Here is a 16,878-nt window from a genome sequence, read left to right as displayed (position 1 = left end):
ATTAATTTCCCTACAAAGCAGAGAGTTAGCGAGAGCGTGAAGATTTAGCGGATTTTTATGCTTAATTTTTGTACAATGGTGGGTGCTCTAATGAGTAGCGTAGTTAGATTTGCTTTGTGATTTCCTTGGTTCTTTACGAGGGAGGTCTTATGACTACTATTGTAAAAATTGCTTTGTTGGTTTTTTCATTGGCATTATTGATGGCTTGTAACACCACACCTGAACGCGATTACATGGTTGATAAAGATAGTTCAGCGGACTATGTGTACATCATTGATTATGAAAAGGTGTCAAAGATAGAGCAGGCTGGTAGAACATCGCACTCTAATGTTGACACTTACTGGATTCATCCACCTCTTAAACGCATTACCCGAAGCGAATATGAAAAATTAAAAAAAGGCCAATAGTACTCAGCAAAAGTTATACTGAGTTATTGACCTTTTTGGCTAGACTGTTAGTCGGCTCGCTTGCCATTTATCCAAGTTTCTATAACTTGGACGTCTTTAATTTTATCTGGTGAAATAGTAAATATATCCTGATCGATTAGTATAAAGTCTGCCTGTTTCCCTACTTCTAGCGACCCGATACTGTTTTCCCAGAATCCTGCGTAGGCAGCGTCAATAGTGAAACTTTTTAATGCTTCTGCCACCGTAAGCCTCTGCTCTGGTAGCCAGCCGCCCTCTGGATGGTTGCTATGATCCTGTCGGGTGACAGCTGCATGCAGCCCCAGGAATGGGTTTGCTTTTTCAACTGGAAAGTCTGAGCCAGAAGCAATCAGGACACCATTGTCCAAAAATGTTCTCCATGCATAGGCTCCTTCTAAACGAGCTTCTCCTAATCGATCACCTGCCATATTCATGTCGCTGGTAGCGTGAGTTGGCTGCATTGAAGCAATAACACCCAGTTTTGCAAATAGAGGAATTTCTTCTGGGACAACAACTTGAGCGTGTTCTATACGATGTCTTAAGACTTTCGCCGATCGACTATCTTCCAACTGACCTAACTGTTCAAGAACAAGGTGATTTGCTGCATCGCCGATGGCATGGATGTTAGCCTGAAAATCATGACGAGTAATTAACGACAGGTAATCAGCTAGATTACTAGGCGTTGTCAGCAACAGACCTTTGTTGTCTGGCTCGTCTGAATAGGGTTCCAGTAAAGCAGCTCCTCGGCTTCCCAGTGCTCCGTCAGAATACAACTTCACAGATTGGATTTTTAAGAAAGGACGATTGACCTTACCCATGTTCAGCATAGTTTCCAGCCTAGGATCTGCGCCGCTGAGCATAGCGTAGACGCGAAGCGGTATTCGCTTATGTTTTGAAAGTTCCAGCATCAGCTTATAAGTTTCAAAATCAACTCCCGCATCGTGAACAGAAGTAATGCCTAGATCTATCAGGTGATTAAATGCCAGTTTCAGTGCCGCTTTTCTCTCTTGCTTATTCAGAGGTGGAATTTGACGCTCTACCAAGCTCATTGCTTCATCAATAAGAACACCAGTCGCCTCGCCATTTTCATCTCGAATAATTTTCCCGCCTTTCGGATCCGGTGTACTGTTATCGATCCCTGCCAGCTGTAATGCTTTTGAATTGGCCCATCCAGCATGACCGTCAATTCGGCTTAACCATACCGGCTTATTGCCAATCGATTGATCAAGGGACTCTTTTGTCGGGAACTCCTTATCTAACCACAGCACCTGATTCCAGCCGCGTCCAAGTACCCAGCGCGCATCAGGGTTATCGTTCGCATAGGCTGCAACCTTCTTAACTGTATCCTGCTCGGAACTGATACCTCGGAGGTTGACTCGCATCAGGTCAAGACCTAAACCAAGCAAATGGCCATGAGCATCAATCAGACCAGGCAGGAGAGTTTTCCCCTTGCCATCCCTGCTAATACTGACGGCGTTCATTTTTGACAGTTCTTCGTGAGAGCCAACAGCTAGTATTACTCCATCTTCAAATAAAATACTGTTGAACTTTTTTAACTCTCCGTCCTTAAAAGTATAACCATTAACATTATGCATTAAGGTTGGTAGAGCCGAGGCCATAGGAACCCACAACATGATAAATGCCAGGGAAAATAACGCTGTGAAAATGATTTTTTTCATAATTTTTCTTTAAGGACAGATAGTTAGATTAATTAGTACTGTAATACAAGTATAAATCAATATAAAGCGGCGTTTTCAACTATAAGTTATTGATTCTAATAATTAACATCAAACTGTCATGTTTTTGTCGCTCAGGCTTCACGAAGGAAAGCTATAAAGTGCAAAACTTAAGGGGATATTTATGTTTAAGTCGTTTAAAGGTTTACCTGATTTACCATATGCATTTGCATCTAGAGAGCACGCGCAATACCAGGATTCTATCCTTGAGTTAGTTCAGGAGCTTATTCGGATTCCTTCAATAACTCCTGAGGATAGCGGTTGTAGCCGACTAATAGCAGAGCGACTACAGCAATCCGGTTTCCTGATAGAGTACATCAACAAAAATTCAGTAACCAACCTATGGGCTTGTCGTGACAATAAAATGTCAAAACATCCAGCAGTGGTTTTCTCTGGCCATACCGATGTAGTTCCTCCCGGGCACGGTGCTCGATGGGATAGTGATCCTTTTACTCCGACACTGAAAGAGGGATACATCTATGGGCGGGGGGCTTCCGATATGAAAGGAAGTTTAGCTGCAATGGTAGTAGCCATCGAACAGTTTGTTAAACGATATCCGCATCACCGAGGGAACATCGGTCTAATGCTGACCAGTGACGAGGAAGGGGAGGCGGTTGATGGAACGCAGCATATTGTTAATACATTAATCCAGCGTGGTCAAAAAATTGACTATGCCATTGTGGGCGAACCTACGACAGATAAGCAGCTGGGTGACTCTATTCGTATTGGCCGCCGAGGTTCTATTAATGCAAGGATAAACATTAAGGGTAAGCAGGGCCACGTAGGATATCCAGAACAGCTGATTAATCCAATTCATAACTCGTCTAAGTTGATCCATAAGCTAGCTAACAAAAGGTGGGATATGCCCAGCCGATATTTTCCTTCAACCAGTTTTCAGCTGGTCAAAGTGCATTCTGAGAGTGGTGCCATGAATGTTACCCCGGCATCTTTGGAAATGGTCTTTAATTTCCGTTATTCGCCTCGTAACACTTTTAATAAAATTAAAAATTATGTTGAGCGCAAAGCTAAAAAATATGGACTTGAAGCTGAGTTTGAATGGGAACATGAAGCCGAGCCTTATATTACCCGGCACGGAAAGTTACGTAAGATCGTACAGAAAGTGATACAGCAGGAGCAGCATATCAAAACGCGTTTAACCACAGCTGGAGGAATTTCTGATGGACGGTACCTAAAGCAGCTGGCTGGACAGGTAATAGAGCTTGGCCCCTGTAATAAAACTATTCATCAGGCTAATGAACGTGTCTCAATTTCTGAATTAAATCATTTATGCAAACTGTATTATCGAATACTGGAAGAACTCCTGATCAAATAAATAATTCTTAGCAAAATGTTGCCCAATCAAGTTATGCTGGTTATTTATAGCAAGTCTTTGTAACCTGTACCCATTGTGAGGTTGGGAGTAATTATGTTTAAGGTTACCGGAATTGATCATATCGTCCTGCGAACTTCAAAGCTTGAGCAGATGCTGCATTTTTACCGTGGTATTTTAGGCTGTGAAATTGAGCGCGAAACTCCTGCAAATACAGGGCTGATCCAGTTGCGTGCCGGAAGCGCTTTAATTGATATAGTAACGGTAGACAGTAAACTTGGCCGAATGGGTGGAGGCCCGCCAACCAATAAAGACAATAATCTTGATCACTTCTGCTTACAATTGAAAAGTATTTCTGAGGAGGCGATCAAGCAACACTTGGAATCCCATGGTATTGAAGCAGGTAGCTTTAGCGAACGTTACGGTGCCCAGGGCTTTGGTCAGTCTATTTATATCCAGGACCCTGAAGGGAATACGGTCGAGCTACGTTCTGAACAATAATATCTAATAGCGTTGAAGTTATTTATCAGACCAGACAGCCAGTTCATTTCCACTGGGCTCTGTGAAGTGAAAGCGACGCCCCCCGGGAAATGAAAATATTGGTTTGATGATGGAGCCGCCAGACGCTTCAACAGTTTGCTGTATTCCTTCCAGATCATCACTGTAAATGACCACAAGAGCACTGCCTTGTTTGGTACTGGATTTCATGGGAGCCTGATAAAAACCGCCACTTAAGCCAGACTCTTCGAAAGCAGTATATTCGGGACCATAATCCGTAAACTTCCATCCAAAGACTTCCTTGAAAAACTCTTTTGTAGCGCTCAGATTTTTAGCCGGAAATTCGACATAGCTAATGGGTGTGCTGCTCATACCAACCTCGTCATGTTGTATATACCCTTTTTATAGCCCGAATAAAAACAAAAGAAAAGCCTGCGATGAGAACAAGGCAGGCAAAAGAGCAGGGTAGGGGGTATAGTTATAGGTTAATCTATATAGCGATTACGCTTCTTTTCTTTTAACTTAAGCAGGTCTACCCAGACCACACTATCAATACAGTCTCCAAAATCAGGGTCTACACCAAACTCATAGAATGTGACACCGCCGTCTTCGCATAAGTCACTGTATTGTTTAAACAGTGTTGGAACAGTAACTCCCATCACAGCCAACTCTCTTTTAAGCGTCTTAAAAGCTTCCGCTTGTTCCTGGTGATTGAATAAGTATTCCAGTTTCGATTTTTGTACTGGCTTTATTCGGTAAGGATTGAAAGAACGAACCAGATTGAACTCAGCACCAAAGTATCGGTTAAAGTAATAAATCAGCATATCTTTGGCGAAGGGTGGATAGTCGTTGCTTAAACTGACAGAGCCAAAAAGGTAACGTATATGAGGTTTTTGTCGTATGTATGCGCCAATTCCAAACCACAAGTAGTCCAGGCTTCGTTTGCCCCAATATCTGGGCTGAATGAAACTGCGCCCCAGCTCCATAGCGGTCGGAAATTTTTTCTGCAAACTTTCTTCATAACTGAACAAGGTTTCAGAATACAGCGTTTGGCCATCCTTGAAGGTATTAATATCAGCAATACGGTAGCTTCCAACAATTTCCAAATCGTTCGAATCCCAAAGCACAATATGTTTATAGTAGTAATCAAACTTATCCACGTCACGTCGATTACCGGTGCCTTCCCCAACTGCTCTAAAGGCAATTTCGCGTAGCCTGCCAATCTCTCTGAGAAGGGCTGAGTCAGACGTATCTTCCAGTAAATAAATACTTTTACCATCGGTTGTCTGGCCAATATGTTCACATCTGTTGAGTTCTTCGATTAACACTTTTCGGTTTTCGGGGTGAGCGATGGCCCGCTCTGTTTCAAATAACTCTTCTCGTTCTCGTTTTAAGCCATATACATGTTGCTTGAAGCGCTCAACGCTTTCTTTACTGGCGGGCGACATGCCACTGAATGATGAAAAGGGAATCAGCTTACCAATCTTTATCGGTAGCGTTAAAGAGACATTTTTAAACATTTCTCGTACCAAAAATAAAGCGCTTAAAGGTTTTGCAATTAATGAAAAGCCGTAGAAAAAGCGAGAGTTCTTTCCACCAACATGAATGGGCAGGATTGGCGATTGGGTTTGTTTAGCCATTTTTAAAAAGCCAGAGCGCCACTTACCGTCACGAATACCCTTTAATGATAAACGTGAGACTTCTCCGGCAGGGAAGAAAATAACTGCCTGTTCAGATTCCAGTGCCCGCTGGATGTTTTGTAATTTCTGTCTAGGGTTTTCCACACCCTGCCCCTTAGCTATGTTATTAATGGGCAGAAAAAATGGGCGTAGCGGTGTCATAGACCATAAAAGATCATTAACCACGATTTTTACATCCTTCCGAATAGAATGTATCAGGGCAAGCAGAGCCAGGCCATCAAGCGAACCTAGGGGGTGATTCGCGATGATGACCACTCTGCCAGAAACCGGTACATTTTCCACACTGGAATTAGAAACGGAATAACTTAATCCCAGACGCTGGTTAACTGCTTCCAGAAAGTCTACATGAGACATGTGGCTGTTTTGTTTAATGAAGTCATTAACTTCTTGTTGATGAAACAACTTAGCTAATAGCCGAGTAGCGCCGGATTGAAGCTTTGGCGTTTTCTCCAGCTGAGGCAAAAATTGTTCCACGACCTCTTTGCTGTTAATCATAGTGTTCCACCTCTTTAATGACAGACTGATGACATAAATTGCTCATAACTGGCATTATCTATAGGGAATGTGACAGCCGAATTGCAGCCTTGAGACGCTTTTGTGACAAAATTTGTACAATCTGAAGTCTGCTGTAACTTGCGACAAATCCTTGTCTCACGTACTATATGGCGTCTTTTCCGGGCCCAAATGACGATGCGGCCCTATTTATTAATTAATCGTTAGGCAGAAACGAAAACTATGGCAACTGAAATGCGCAGCCACTACTGTGGTGAATTAACGAAAAGTGAAGAAAATCAAACGGTTACTTTGTCAGGGTGGATCCATCGTCGCCGTGATTTGGGTGGCCTTATCTTTTTACAGGTACGAGATCGCACTGGCGTGATTCAGGTGGTGGTTGATCCTGATTTTAAAGAGCTTTTCAGTTTAGCCGAACAGTTGCGTAGTGAATTTGTGGTTCAGGTCAAAGGCCAGGTCCGCGCTCGTCCAGAAGATATGGTTAATAAGAACATGGCATCTGGCGAGATTGAGGTGTTGGCACAGGATCTTGAAATCCTGAACCGTGCTAAACCTCCAGCGATTCCAATCGATGAAAATCTAGAAGCCTCCGAAGAGCAGCGTCTGAAATACCGTTATCTGGACCTTCGTCGTCCTGAAATGGCAAATAACATTATTTTCCGCCACAAAGTTACCAGCGCCATGCGCCGCTATATGGATGAAAATGGTTTCATTGATGTAGAAACTCCAATTTTGACCAAGGCAACGCCTGAAGGTGCACGTGACTATCTAGTGCCAAGTCGGGTACATAAAGGTTCTTTTTACGCGCTTCCTCAGTCGCCACAGTTATTTAAGCAGCTGCTAATGATGTCTGGCTTTGATCGCTATTACCAAATCGTAAAGTGTTTCCGTGATGAAGATTTACGAGCCGATCGCCAGCCTGAATTCACGCAGCTGGATATTGAGATGTCTTTCATGAATCAGGAAGAGATAATGGGCCTGATGGAAGGTCTGGTTCGCCACCTTTTCAGCGAGCTGAAAGGTATCGAGTTACCAGAATTTCCTCGCATGAGTTATGCAGAGGCGATGGAGCGTTACGGTTCAGATAAGCCAGACTTAAGAATGGATACCGAGCTGGTCACGGTTGATGAGCTGGTTAAAGATGTAGAGTTTAAAGTATTTGCTGGCCCGGCGAATGATAAAAGTAGTCGTGTAGCAGCCTTACGTGTCCCTGGCGGTGCTCAGTTCAGTCGTAAGCAAATTGACGAATACACCAAATACGTTGGTGTCTATGGAGCTAAAGGCCTGGCCTGGATGAAGGTTAACGGTGCTGGAGCCGAAGGAATTCAAAGCCCTGTACTGAAGTTCCTGGGCGAAGATGTCGCTCTGAAAATTATTGAAAAAGTTGGTGCCGAAGAAGGTGATATTATCTTCTTTGGTTCGGATAAGAAAATGGTGGTTGCTGACGCTATCGGTGCGCTACGTCTGAAAACAGCTCATGACTTAGGGCTGGTTAAAGACGAGTGGAAACCACTATGGGTTGTTGACTTCCCAATGTTTGAAGAAATTGACGGCGATATTCACGCACTTCATCATCCATTCACAGCACCAAAAGAATTGGATGTTGAAGCAGTAAAGAATAATCCTACGGGTACTCTGTCAAAAGCATATGACATGGTGCTAAACGGAAGTGAAGTCGGTGGTGGCTCAGTACGTATCCACGATGAGGCAATGCAGGAAGCGGTGTTCGGTATTTTGGGTATCAACGAAACTGAGCAGCGTGAAAAATTTGGCTTCCTATTGGATGCGTTGAAGTTCGGTTGTCCTCCACATGGTGGTTTGGCGTTTGGTCTTGATCGTCTAGTCATGTTAATGGTTGGCGCTGACTCGATTCGTGATGTTATCGCATTCCCGAAAACGACCACTGCAAGCTGCCCATTAACTCAGGCACCAAGCACCATTGAAGATAAGTTGCTGGACGAGCTTGGCATCGAAATCAAAAAGAAAGAACAGTAGAATTTAATTTAGTAAGCGGTCTTGAGGTTTTAAAAGAAAAGAAGGTCGGTAAGACAAGTTAAATTAGGCTTAGCTCAAAGTAGAAGAACGCTTTGGGCAAAGCAATTTCAAGGCACAGGGTTAACGAAAAAGCTGAGTTTACAAATAGTAAATGAGCAGTGTGAGTTTACTCTATAACAAAGAAATTGCGACGACCAAAAGTTCGAGAGGAGTAGAAAATGGCAGGTCATAGTAAATGGGCAAACATCAAACACAGAAAAGCTGCCCAGGACGCAAAACGCGGAAAAATATTTACTAAAATCATTCGTGAGCTGGTGGTTGCAGCACGTGAAGGTGGTGGTGACCCCAATGATAACCCTCGTCTTAGAGCCGCAATGGATAAGGCGCTTGGCGCCAACATGAAGAAAGACACGATCGAAAAAGCAATCGATCGTGGTACGGGTAATGCCGAAGGCGACAACTACGAAGAGCTGAACTACGAGGGTTATGGTCCTGGTGGTGTTGCGATCCTTGTTGAGTGCATGACCGACAACAAAAACCGTACTGTGGGTGAAGTTCGACATGCCTTTACTAAGCATGGCGGTAATCTCGGAACCAGTGGCTCAGTGGCTTACTTGTTTGATAAGAAAGGTCAGTTTGTCTTTGGTGATAACTTTAACGAAGATGAATTGATGGAAGCGGCCTTGGAGTCAGGAGCAGAAGACTTTATCGCCCATGATGATGGATCATTTGAAGTACTGACAACACCGGAAGATTTTCTCGACGTTAAAGAAACTTTGAAAGAAGCAGGATTTGAAGCAGAAAATGCCGAGGTCACCATGTTACCTTCTACGCAGGCTGAGCTGGATGTATCCGAAGGTACGAAAGTTATTCGCTTAATTGATCGTCTGGAAGAGCTGGATGATACGCAAAATGTGTATACGAATGCGGACATCCCAGCAGAATCTTACGACAACTTATAGAAATGTTTATATTTGGTGAGACTTTGTTAAAAGTTTGATAAAACTGCTCATTTACATCTTTGTAAACCCCGTTTTTTATGAAACTTTTGCCGTGTCTCACCGGCATCTAAATCATCTCAAGTTGATTTACTGCTGGAGAGTTTTTTAGAAGTCTCCAGCCCTTTAATTCCCCGCGGCAATATTTTCCAGTCATGGTATGATAACTTCCAAACAATAACTTTGGTTTTAGTGGCGCCTCAATGCCGATAATATTAGGAATAGATCCCGGCTCAAGAATCACCGGCTTCGGACTCATCGAAGTCGGCGGTGATATCCCTGCGAATAAACCACGCTATATCACTAGCGGATGCATTCGCATAAAAGAAGCGTCTCTAGATTTAAAGCTAAAGCAAATCTTCGATAGTGTTTGTGAGCTGATACTGGAATTCAAACCAGATGAATTTGCCATTGAGTCTGTATTTATGTCTAAGAATGCAGACTCAGCTCTAAAGCTTGGTCAAGCTCGTGGCGCAGCTATCGTTGGGGCATCGCATTATGCTTTACCCGTGTTTGAGTATCCGGCAAGGAAAGTAAAACAGTCTGTTGTGGGGACAGGTGGTGCCGATAAAACTCAAGTCCAGCATATGGTAAAGATGATTTTAAAATTATCCAAAAGCCCACAGGCTGACGCTGCCGATGCGTTAGCTATCGCCTTGTGTCACGCTAATACGAGTCAGGGTCTGGCACAGCTTAAAGGGGCAAAAACAATAGCAAGAGGACGTTTACGTTGATAGGTCGAATTCGTGGCACGTTAATAGAAAAAACACCGCCATTTATCATTATAGAAACCAGCGCAGGCGTTGGTTACGAAATTCAGGTTCCGATGACTACGTTTTATCAGTTGCCGGAAGAGGGCGCTGAAACGACTGTGGCGACGCACCTTTCCATCTCCGAAAACCTGCATGCCCTTTATGGTTTTATCAGCAATAAAGATAAATCTTTATTCCGCGAGCTGATCAAAGTGAATGGTGTTGGACCCAAACTGGCCCTGGCCATTTTATCAGGGATGGAAGCGGACGAATTTGTCATGACTGTTCATGATGGTAATGTTGATCGTCTGGTTAAGCTGCCCGGAGTGGGTAAGAAAACGGCTGAGCGTTTACTGGTTGAAATGTCAGACAGATTAAAAGAATGGTCTGTATCTGGTTTACCGGGTTCCGACGAAGCAGCCAGCGGAACAACCAGCACAGCACCAAGAGCTGGCGATGTTACTCAAGAAGCAGTGAGTGCATTAGTCGCACTTGGCTACAAGCCACAACAGGCGAGCAAGGCTATCGCACAGGTGGATAGTGAAGGACTGAAGAGTGAAGAACTGATTCGACTAGCCTTGAGACAGTTAGCAGGTTAAACAAAGCTGGGCAAAGGCCTGGTCATTAGTTAATTGTTTCGTTTTTAATATTCTTTAAATCATTAAGATGCAATCTGTAAAAGAATGCTCTGCCATATGTATTGTCGTCAATTTTCCAGGTGCCAGACATAACCGAGCCGTTATGGCTGATGGTTAAGTTATACTGAATTTTAGTTCTTTGGTTGTGGGTATATACCTTATTGAACTCAATATACTTGCCCTGTCTTTTAGCTGTCGTATTTATAGCCGCCTGGACATACTCTCTAGGGTGGTTCCGTGGTTCTAAGAAGGTCATGCCGAACTTATCGCCCAGATCAGAAACAATCAAATGGAACATACCTTCTGGCCGACCCTTGGGTTTGTCATACTCGTAGTACCCAATCCATAAACCGCTAATATTGACTTGCTCTTGTTTATCACTTCCAGATAGTTGTTCTGAGCCGTGGGTCTGCTCTTTGCTTTCATCGGAGGCCTGAACAGGGATGTTTATCAGTAACGCGAATAGTATCGAGCCAGAAATGATTGAAATAAAGCTTTTCATACGAGTCCCATCTTATTGTTTTGTATAAATAACACACAATAAGTCTATAGCGTTTGTAAGTAGGGAGCAAATGGCTAAATTGTTGATTTTGTTAAAACGGATGCACTACACTATGAGGCTATCCTTGCACCAACTGTGAATAAAATGGCGAATAACAACTATCTGTTTCAAGAATCTCAGGCGGTCATGCCTAAGAAAATTATTATCGCGATTGTCGTATTGCTCGTTATTGTGATGGGGCTTTTTGCTTATATCTACATCTCTCAAGAGTTCCTGGGTAAGCCGGTTGGCGAGAACTCGATTGAAAGCCACTGGGCTCTGGTTATTTTTGTTGTAACAGCGATTCTGACGTATTACGTGTCTCGTTTAAAAATATTAACCCGCGTTGATGACAAGAATTTGACTATGAGCTTAGGCGTCATCGGGAAACGCCAGTTTGCATTAGATAGCATTCAGTCTGTTAAAGATTATGAAGGAAACCCCGCGGCCGATTTTCTCGGCTATGGCTATCGGATAGCTATAAAGCAAACAGGTTATATTGGCAGGGGAGAGCAGGCCATAACGTTAAAGATTCAAAATCATAAAAGAGAGCTTGTCATAACGACCGATAATCCTGAAGAGCTAAAGAAGGCTTTAGAAAACAGTTCTCAAGGGTAGCAGTGTGGAACACCATTGAATCAGAATGTCCCTTGCTCCATAAGTTGGCTATGGAGCAGGGTGATCACAGATAAGCTTAAGAATTAAACTTATTTGCCGGGATTTAAAATAGATTCTGCAATTTTCTGTGGGTCAGGCTTATCAAACTGATTCAGACACGTTTTCATTTCGCTTAGCTTGCTTGGATATAGCAAGGACTGTCTTGTAATCATGCACATACTAAACACTTGAGCGTATTGCTTAACCGCCTGCTCAGAACTTGGAGAAGGAAATTTAGTTTCTGCAAATTCCAGACACTGTGTTTTAACAGGTTGTGCGTCGTCTAAACACTGCTGTTCGGAAACGCCCCAGCAGCTGGTAAATGCCTCGAGCTTACAGGCAATGTTTTCACCATTTTCTTTAATCTTCATGCGCATGATATCAACGACAAAAGCTTCTTTGAGCTCCTGCTGTATTTGATCACTATCAGCTTCTGCTGCTTTTTCTGTACCTGCGGCGCTTTTTTCAGCTGTTTGGTTCGTATTATTGGTTGTAGTGGCACATGCAGTCATAAAAAGTGCCAGTAAAAGGGTTATATACTTCATTGGGTTACCATTATGAGAGAGTTAGTCTTTGCTAAGGGTCTTAAACCCTAAGAATATTACCAGAGTAGTAGAGCATTTGTTGTATCAGTTTGTATCAGCAGACTAAATAATACCAACTGCCAGTTCAGCCCAAATCATAAGGAAAGCCAGCAGTATGGCAAAGATTATCGCTGCACGGTATCGGTTTTGTACAGTCATGCGAATAGCGAGTTCGATCGCGACTCCGGTGACAATTAACAGAGCAGCCATTAACAAAAAGTCGTACAGGCCCCAGTTCACTTCGTTGGTAAACTGCATGGCGATAGCCGGTACCAGTAAAATAAATACGGCTATGATCCAATAAGTGACTCTCAATGTTTTCGATATTTTCATCAGGCCGCTCCTTTGCTAGTAGTCCTACTGGAAATTCTATTCCTTCTTATCCTCTGCTTTTTTAACTCGAATCTTATTACCATCGACTTCGCGTGCATTAAGATTCTTGACGGCGGCTTTTGCTTCTCCTGCTTTTGGCATTTCTACAAAACCAAAGCCCTTAGAGCCTCCAGTAGCTTTATCCATCACTAAGTTGCACCACTGCACCGTGCCATATTCTTCAAATAGTGCTGTCACTTGTTCTTCTGTGGTGGTTCGAGCCAGGTTTCTAACCAATAATTTCATAGTAAGAGTATTCTCTAAAATATTTACCGCATCATACCATCACTCGGATTTAAGCGCTGTAGATACTTTTATAATTAGGTAGTGAGCTAAGTCCAGAGTATTATTCTGATTAGAAGGCTGTCACCAATAGCCCACCAACCAACCAGATCAAAGCTAAGACCACAAGCACAGACATGACTTTATCAATCACAGAGGAGTCTTCATCGTGATTATGATCGTGGCCATGACCATGGTCTCCACTGCTCTTCTTAGCCTGAACAGCAAACCAGATTAACGCCAGGTTGATAATGAACAGGGCTACATTGAGGTAAAACTGATAATTTAGCTTGAAGAAGTCTCGACTTCCGGGTGCTGTCACTGCAGTAAAGTCAGGTAATAATCCGAGGAAAGCCAGCGAGTAGTGCAGAGTGAGCGCCGCAATGATGATAGCTAATAACATAATCGTCAGCAGATAAAGAGCCATTTTCCATCCATAGTATCTCGCATTAATTCGTAATACCGGCAGTACTACAAGGTCAGAAAAAATGAACGCGATAACACCAGCAAAGGTCACACCCTGACCGAACAGCACGGCCGCAAGAGGGATATTACCCATGGAGCCAATAAAGGTAAAGAATGCAGCTACAGGGCCCACGACGGTTTGTGCTAGGACTTCCAGAAAGCCGGGGTTTGCTGAGTTTTCACCGCCAGAACCGATAAACATGGTTTCAAAAAAACTGTCTGGCACCATGGCAGAAATAATTCCTGCGACGGTAAAACCAATAAGAACGTCGCGCCAGACCATTTGCCATTCCATGACATAGGTCTGCCCTATATTTTGCCAGCTGTTTTTGCTGACAAGCTTCTCCTTCCAGCTTAGATTCTCATCATCACCGTCTTCCTCGTCATTATCCATTTGTTTTCGAGCTTGTGCTTCCAGTCTGCGAGGACGAGTAATTCGAATCAGTAGCCATGTAACCAGTATTAGAATAAGGCCGCCAACGTATTCACTGACTACAAACTGCCAACCTAAAAATATAGCGATTACCAGTCCAAGCTCAATGACGAGATTGGTAGATGCCAAAAGGAAAGCAACTGAAGGCGCGAGACCAGCGCCCTTATTAAAAATTGCCCGGGTGGTGGATAGGGCTGAGAAACTGCAGGAGCTGGATATAAAGCCAAAAAAAGTACCGAGAGCCATGCTACGTGGGCCATCTTTGCCCATGGCTTTCTGCATACGTTTTCGAGTGACCAGCACCTGAATTAAACTACTAATCAGGTAACCCAGAATAAACGCCCAGAGAGCCATCCAGAAGAAACCGAGACTGGTAACCGATGCCTGATGCCACAGCTGGAGGAAGTTTTGCATGCTAACCTTGTATTAATAAAAACTAATATTAACAACCTAACATAGAAATCAAGTCTTTCCCAAATGTTCGTTTTTAGGGTTAAATGATTCTGGTAGAAGCTTCGGTTTATGACTAACAATCCCTTCCAGGCTTGTTGTAACCCTTTCTGGGGCTCAGCCCAGCCATACGCACTTACCAGTCTGGGTGCCTCAGGTAAATGTAGTCACAAAGCCTAAAAAAGATTTTATTGTTTTATATCTTTAATTTTCGCCATCCCAATAATCGACACCTGAGTCCTTCTCAATAAACTTGACGACACCGGACTTCTCGTCAATTCTTCCGGGAGCTGAACCAGCGATGATTCCTACTTTTCCTGATTCAGGATAAACCGCTACTTCTGGTTCTAACATGGTACTCACGCACATATAGGTTAGTGTCGAGTCAGAAGTATTAATAATCTGGTGGGCTTTGTCGGGGTTAGCGGGGGCTGAGATGAAATCACCCTCATTAATTGGGTAAGAATCCTCTCCTAACCGAACCGTGCCATGGCCACTTAGAACAAAGAACATTTCTTCGTTAACATAGTGAGCGTGAAGCGGCCACGCTCGTTTTCCCGGTGGTACACGTGTGACACGATACCCCAGTTGTTTTGCTCCAATGTTATTAGCGACGGGAGCTGTCTCAGCTTCAAAGTTGTCTCCGTGACTGTGCTTGGAGAACTCTAAATCTTTTAGGTTGATGATATGTGAGTTGCTCATAGTCCTATTTTTTTATGTTTTGTTAGTGATTGTGCAGAAAAAGCTTAAGGGTAAAGTTTGCGAATCCTGCTACAGTAATTTTATTTTTTCCAATGACCCCAGGGATCATTGCTATTAGATTTTGATTTAGTGCCGGACGGCTTCTTTCGCTGGGGCCCTGAACTCTTGCTTCGTTTATGACCGCCAGTTTTCTTAAACTCCGCAGCTTTCTTTTCACGCTTTTCGCGCTGCTTTTCGGCATCTTCCAAACTTAACTTAGCAGGTTCCCCAGGCTTTTCGTCGTCCGATACGATGCGATCACGTGGCGGAATATGGAATTGCACAGAAGAAACAGGCGGCAGGCTTTTATACTGATACATATAAAACGCTTCGACTTTTTCCCGGGCCCAGTCCGTTTTCTTCAGAAACTTAACGCTGGATTCGATGCTTGGGTTAGATTTGAAGCAATTGAGGTTAAGATAAGCATGTAGTATCTCATACCCATAATGTTCAACTAATTCAGTGACTAAGGCTTTCAGGCCAACGCCATTGAGTGGGTTATTCTTGTAATTGATTTCTTCAGACATGCAAATTTCCAGCGGAGGAGGGACTAATATAGAGCCATTATAGCTGGAATAGGGATGATAAGCACGAGAAGCCAAGCATAACTTAGCGATAATAGAGACAACGGATATTTGATCAGGCTTACTCAGCCGACTTTTTTAATATCCCTGTCCCATACGATATTTTGTTTTGCTCGATCAAAGTGTGGAGCAAATACCGACAGGGCAGCAAAGCTTTGGCCTTCTTCCAGCATTGGGCCGTGGAGGGTAGCTTTGGGTATAAAAACAAGATCGCCTTTTTGGACATCCTGAACTTCATCACCGACCCGAAACTTAACGTTACCTTCAATAATGACAAGTAACTCATCATGATCATACTGGGTATGCAGGGCATTTCCGCTGTCGCTGATAACGCCAATGTTTGCAGTTAAATGTTCTCCATCGAAAACAAAAGTTCGTTTGATTGGATCATTCTTGGTGGATTCATCCGCTCTGAGTGATGAGACAATCTGTTCCAAGTTTTGAAAGTTTGACATATGCAGTACCTCACTGCTTTGCGTCTAATTACTTAGTTCTAAAAAAAGTCGTTTACCTCTACTTTTTTCATCTTAACTGTTCCCGATGGTCCCTCGGGAATCTCCCAAGTGCCCTTCATTGTTTTGTTTTTAGCATTCATCCTCAGTTGATAATTAATGGTTGTTCCATCGCGGTATGTCTTTTTAAAAATAAAATTGTTAAGGCTCACTCTAGTATCAGTTACTTGCGCCAAGGCAGCATACTGCTCTGGCACTACGGCTGGTTCAATGATCACAGCATCTATTGCGTAGCCCTCTGATTTCATGACCAAAGTGAAAGTATTGGCTGGGGGAGTATTTGGCGTCCGATTATCATAGTCATAAGCACCGACCCAGGTACCAGTTAAATAAGGGTTACGGTTTTTAAGATCTAAAAAGAACTCCATCTTTTTTGCACTCTCAAGTGCTTTCTGGAGTGCCCGTTTTTGACCTTCGGTATATTCTTCTGCCGCTGGTGTAGCGTTACTGAATGCTGCCAGAAGCGCAATTGCTATGCTGTATAAAAGACTTTTAGAGATAATCATAAATTCCCCTTAATGACTGTTCCTATGTAAATCCTCAGGATCCAGTCTAGCACCCCATCCGGAAAAGTCGAATGAGCGCATGGCTGCTATATTGGTACAGGGAAGGAACCAAATGTTGGTAAGGTATGGTAGCTTCGTTCAGTTAAACGGAAATGGAGGGGTACTC

At 43.3% G+C, this 16,878-nt stretch carries 20 protein-coding genes; 8 read left to right on the top strand and 12 right to left on the bottom strand.

Annotated features, from left to right (window positions below; genetic code table 11):
• The first annotated feature begins 149 nt into the window (after positions 1-149).
• On the top strand, positions 150-407 hold the full coding sequence (locus KS2013_RS08220) for a hypothetical protein (RefSeq protein ID WP_068992340.1): 258 nt from the start codon (positions 150-152) through the stop codon (positions 405-407).
• A gap of 47 nt (positions 408-454) precedes the next feature.
• Here the strand turns inward: KS2013_RS08220 and KS2013_RS08215 are convergent, their stop codons facing one another.
• Positions 455-2,104, bottom strand: a complete 1,650-nt coding sequence (locus KS2013_RS08215) for an amidohydrolase (protein ID WP_083217823.1) — start codon at positions 2,102-2,104, stop codon at positions 455-457.
• A 181-nt stretch (positions 2,105-2,285) separates the two neighbouring features.
• Here KS2013_RS08215 and dapE point away from each other — a divergent pair, with 181 nt between their 5' ends.
• Entirely contained in the window at positions 2,286-3,494 is a 1,209-nt protein-coding gene (dapE, locus tag KS2013_RS08210) for a succinyl-diaminopimelate desuccinylase (RefSeq protein WP_083217822.1), read from the top strand.
• A 93-nt stretch (positions 3,495-3,587) separates the two neighbouring features.
• Positions 3,588-3,992 (top strand): VOC family protein, encoded by a 405-nt coding sequence (locus tag KS2013_RS08205; protein WP_068992338.1) that lies wholly within the window; start codon positions 3,588-3,590, stop codon positions 3,990-3,992.
• A gap of 18 nt (positions 3,993-4,010) precedes the next feature.
• Here the strand turns inward: KS2013_RS08205 and KS2013_RS08200 are convergent, their stop codons facing one another.
• Complete coding sequence (locus KS2013_RS08200; protein ID WP_068992335.1) at positions 4,011-4,361, bottom strand: VOC family protein; 351 nt, start codon at positions 4,359-4,361, stop codon at positions 4,011-4,013.
• Positions 4,362-4,474: 113 nt separating this feature from the next.
• A complete protein-coding gene (locus KS2013_RS08195; protein ID WP_068992332.1) occupies positions 4,475-6,184 on the bottom strand; it encodes a lysophospholipid acyltransferase family protein in 1,710 nt (569 codons plus the stop codon).
• Positions 6,185-6,436: 252 nt separating this feature from the next.
• On the opposite strand from KS2013_RS08195, the gene aspS reads away from it, so the two are divergent.
• From aspS to ruvA, 4 genes are all read left to right on the top strand, one after another.
• Positions 6,437-8,197, top strand: a complete 1,761-nt coding sequence (gene aspS, locus KS2013_RS08190) for an aspartate--tRNA ligase (protein WP_068994489.1) — start codon at positions 6,437-6,439, stop codon at positions 8,195-8,197.
• A gap of 218 nt (positions 8,198-8,415) precedes the next feature.
• Positions 8,416-9,159 carry a YebC/PmpR family DNA-binding transcriptional regulator gene (locus KS2013_RS08185; protein ID WP_068992330.1) on the top strand — a complete coding sequence of 248 codons (744 nt, stop codon included), beginning with the start codon at positions 8,416-8,418 and terminating at the stop codon, positions 9,157-9,159.
• Between the two features lie 239 nt (positions 9,160-9,398).
• Positions 9,399-9,929 carry a crossover junction endodeoxyribonuclease RuvC gene (gene ruvC / locus KS2013_RS08180; protein ID WP_068992329.1) on the top strand — a complete coding sequence of 177 codons (531 nt, stop codon included), beginning with the start codon at positions 9,399-9,401 and terminating at the stop codon, positions 9,927-9,929.
• Positions 9,926-10,546 (top strand): Holliday junction branch migration protein RuvA, encoded by a 621-nt coding sequence (ruvA, locus tag KS2013_RS08175; protein WP_068992327.1) that lies wholly within the window; start codon positions 9,926-9,928, stop codon positions 10,544-10,546. The genes ruvC and ruvA overlap by 4 nt, the downstream gene beginning before the upstream one ends.
• Before the next feature lie 25 nt (positions 10,547-10,571).
• Here the strand turns inward: ruvA and KS2013_RS08170 are convergent, their stop codons facing one another.
• Positions 10,572-11,087 carry a hypothetical protein gene (locus KS2013_RS08170; protein WP_068992325.1) on the bottom strand — a complete coding sequence of 172 codons (516 nt, stop codon included), beginning with the start codon at positions 11,085-11,087 and terminating at the stop codon, positions 10,572-10,574.
• A 144-nt stretch (positions 11,088-11,231) separates the two neighbouring features.
• Between KS2013_RS08170 and KS2013_RS08165 the strand changes: the two genes are divergently transcribed.
• A complete protein-coding gene (locus KS2013_RS08165; protein WP_068992322.1) occupies positions 11,232-11,744 on the top strand; it encodes a YdbT family protein in 513 nt (170 codons plus the stop codon).
• Between the two features lie 89 nt (positions 11,745-11,833).
• Here the strand turns inward: KS2013_RS08165 and KS2013_RS08160 are convergent, their stop codons facing one another.
• The 8 genes from KS2013_RS08160 to KS2013_RS08125 form a co-directional block, all read right to left on the bottom strand.
• Positions 11,834-12,328 carry a hypothetical protein gene (locus tag KS2013_RS08160; RefSeq protein ID WP_068992320.1) on the bottom strand — a complete coding sequence of 165 codons (495 nt, stop codon included), beginning with the start codon at positions 12,326-12,328 and terminating at the stop codon, positions 11,834-11,836.
• A 102-nt stretch (positions 12,329-12,430) separates the two neighbouring features.
• Positions 12,431-12,700, bottom strand: coding sequence for a hypothetical protein (locus tag KS2013_RS08155; protein WP_068992317.1), 270 nt, complete (start codon positions 12,698-12,700; stop codon positions 12,431-12,433).
• Positions 12,701-12,736: 36 nt separating this feature from the next.
• On the bottom strand, positions 12,737-12,985 hold the full coding sequence (locus tag KS2013_RS08150) for an RNA recognition motif domain-containing protein (protein WP_068992314.1): 249 nt from the start codon (positions 12,983-12,985) through the stop codon (positions 12,737-12,739).
• Between the two features lie 109 nt (positions 12,986-13,094).
• Positions 13,095-14,333 carry a permease gene (locus tag KS2013_RS08145; protein WP_068992311.1) on the bottom strand — a complete coding sequence of 413 codons (1,239 nt, stop codon included), beginning with the start codon at positions 14,331-14,333 and terminating at the stop codon, positions 13,095-13,097.
• A gap of 240 nt (positions 14,334-14,573) precedes the next feature.
• Positions 14,574-15,071, bottom strand: coding sequence for a cupin domain-containing protein (locus KS2013_RS08140; RefSeq protein WP_068992308.1), 498 nt, complete (start codon positions 15,069-15,071; stop codon positions 14,574-14,576).
• An 80-nt stretch (positions 15,072-15,151) separates the two neighbouring features.
• Positions 15,152-15,637: a VF530 family protein gene (locus KS2013_RS08135; RefSeq protein ID WP_068992305.1), complete on the bottom strand. Its 486-nt coding sequence runs from the start codon at positions 15,635-15,637 to the stop codon at positions 15,152-15,154.
• 122 nt (positions 15,638-15,759) lie between these two features.
• A complete protein-coding gene (locus KS2013_RS08130) occupies positions 15,760-16,149 on the bottom strand; it encodes a cupin domain-containing protein (protein WP_068992302.1) in 390 nt (129 codons plus the stop codon).
• A gap of 38 nt (positions 16,150-16,187) precedes the next feature.
• Positions 16,188-16,712: a hypothetical protein gene (locus tag KS2013_RS08125; RefSeq protein ID WP_068992299.1), complete on the bottom strand. Its 525-nt coding sequence runs from the start codon at positions 16,710-16,712 to the stop codon at positions 16,188-16,190.
• Positions 16,713-16,878 lie beyond the last annotated feature (166 nt).

Origin of the sequence: Kangiella sediminilitoris, from assembly GCF_001708405.1 — a bacterium.
In the GTDB taxonomy this organism is placed as follows: domain Bacteria; phylum Pseudomonadota; class Gammaproteobacteria; order Enterobacterales; family Kangiellaceae; genus Kangiella; species Kangiella sediminilitoris.
The sequence above is the reverse complement of the archived record's forward strand: the minus strand, read 5'-3'. Positions and strand labels throughout refer to the sequence as shown.

Bases quoted from the DNA above. Each gene is read 5' to 3' on its own strand.
- KS2013_RS08220 (WP_068992340.1), top strand. From the start codon at position 150: ATGACTACTATTGTAAAAATTGCTTTGTTGGTTTTTTCATTGGCATTA.
- KS2013_RS08145 (WP_068992311.1), bottom strand. From the start codon at position 14,333: ATGCAAAACTTCCTCCAGCTGTGGCATCAGGCATCGGTTACCAGTCTC.
- KS2013_RS08150 (WP_068992314.1), bottom strand. From the start codon at position 12,985: ATGAAATTATTGGTTAGAAACCTGGCTCGAACCACCACAGAAGAACAA.
- KS2013_RS08185 (WP_068992330.1), top strand. From the start codon at position 8,416: ATGGCAGGTCATAGTAAATGGGCAAACATCAAACACAGAAAAGCTGCC.
- KS2013_RS08215 (WP_083217823.1), bottom strand. From the start codon at position 2,104: ATGAAAAAAATCATTTTCACAGCGTTATTTTCCCTGGCATTTATCATG.
- KS2013_RS08200 (WP_068992335.1), bottom strand. From the start codon at position 4,361: ATGAGCAGCACACCCATTAGCTATGTCGAATTTCCGGCTAAAAATCTG.
- KS2013_RS08195 (WP_068992332.1), bottom strand. From the start codon at position 6,184: ATGATTAACAGCAAAGAGGTCGTGGAACAATTTTTGCCTCAGCTGGAG.
- KS2013_RS08140 (WP_068992308.1), bottom strand. From the start codon at position 15,071: ATGAGCAACTCACATATCATCAACCTAAAAGATTTAGAGTTCTCCAAG.
- KS2013_RS08165 (WP_068992322.1), top strand. From the start codon at position 11,232: ATGGCGAATAACAACTATCTGTTTCAAGAATCTCAGGCGGTCATGCCT.
- KS2013_RS08160 (WP_068992320.1), bottom strand. From the start codon at position 12,328: ATGAAGTATATAACCCTTTTACTGGCACTTTTTATGACTGCATGTGCC.
- KS2013_RS08170 (WP_068992325.1), bottom strand. From the start codon at position 11,087: ATGAAAAGCTTTATTTCAATCATTTCTGGCTCGATACTATTCGCGTTA.
- KS2013_RS08135 (WP_068992305.1), bottom strand. From the start codon at position 15,637: ATGTCTGAAGAAATCAATTACAAGAATAACCCACTCAATGGCGTTGGC.
- dapE (WP_083217822.1), top strand. From the start codon at position 2,286: ATGTTTAAGTCGTTTAAAGGTTTACCTGATTTACCATATGCATTTGCA.
- aspS (WP_068994489.1), top strand. From the start codon at position 6,437: ATGCGCAGCCACTACTGTGGTGAATTAACGAAAAGTGAAGAAAATCAA.
- KS2013_RS08205 (WP_068992338.1), top strand. From the start codon at position 3,588: ATGTTTAAGGTTACCGGAATTGATCATATCGTCCTGCGAACTTCAAAG.
- KS2013_RS08125 (WP_068992299.1), bottom strand. From the start codon at position 16,712: ATGATTATCTCTAAAAGTCTTTTATACAGCATAGCAATTGCGCTTCTG.
- KS2013_RS08130 (WP_068992302.1), bottom strand. From the start codon at position 16,149: ATGTCAAACTTTCAAAACTTGGAACAGATTGTCTCATCACTCAGAGCG.
- ruvC (WP_068992329.1), top strand. From the start codon at position 9,399: ATGCCGATAATATTAGGAATAGATCCCGGCTCAAGAATCACCGGCTTC.
- KS2013_RS08155 (WP_068992317.1), bottom strand. From the start codon at position 12,700: ATGAAAATATCGAAAACATTGAGAGTCACTTATTGGATCATAGCCGTA.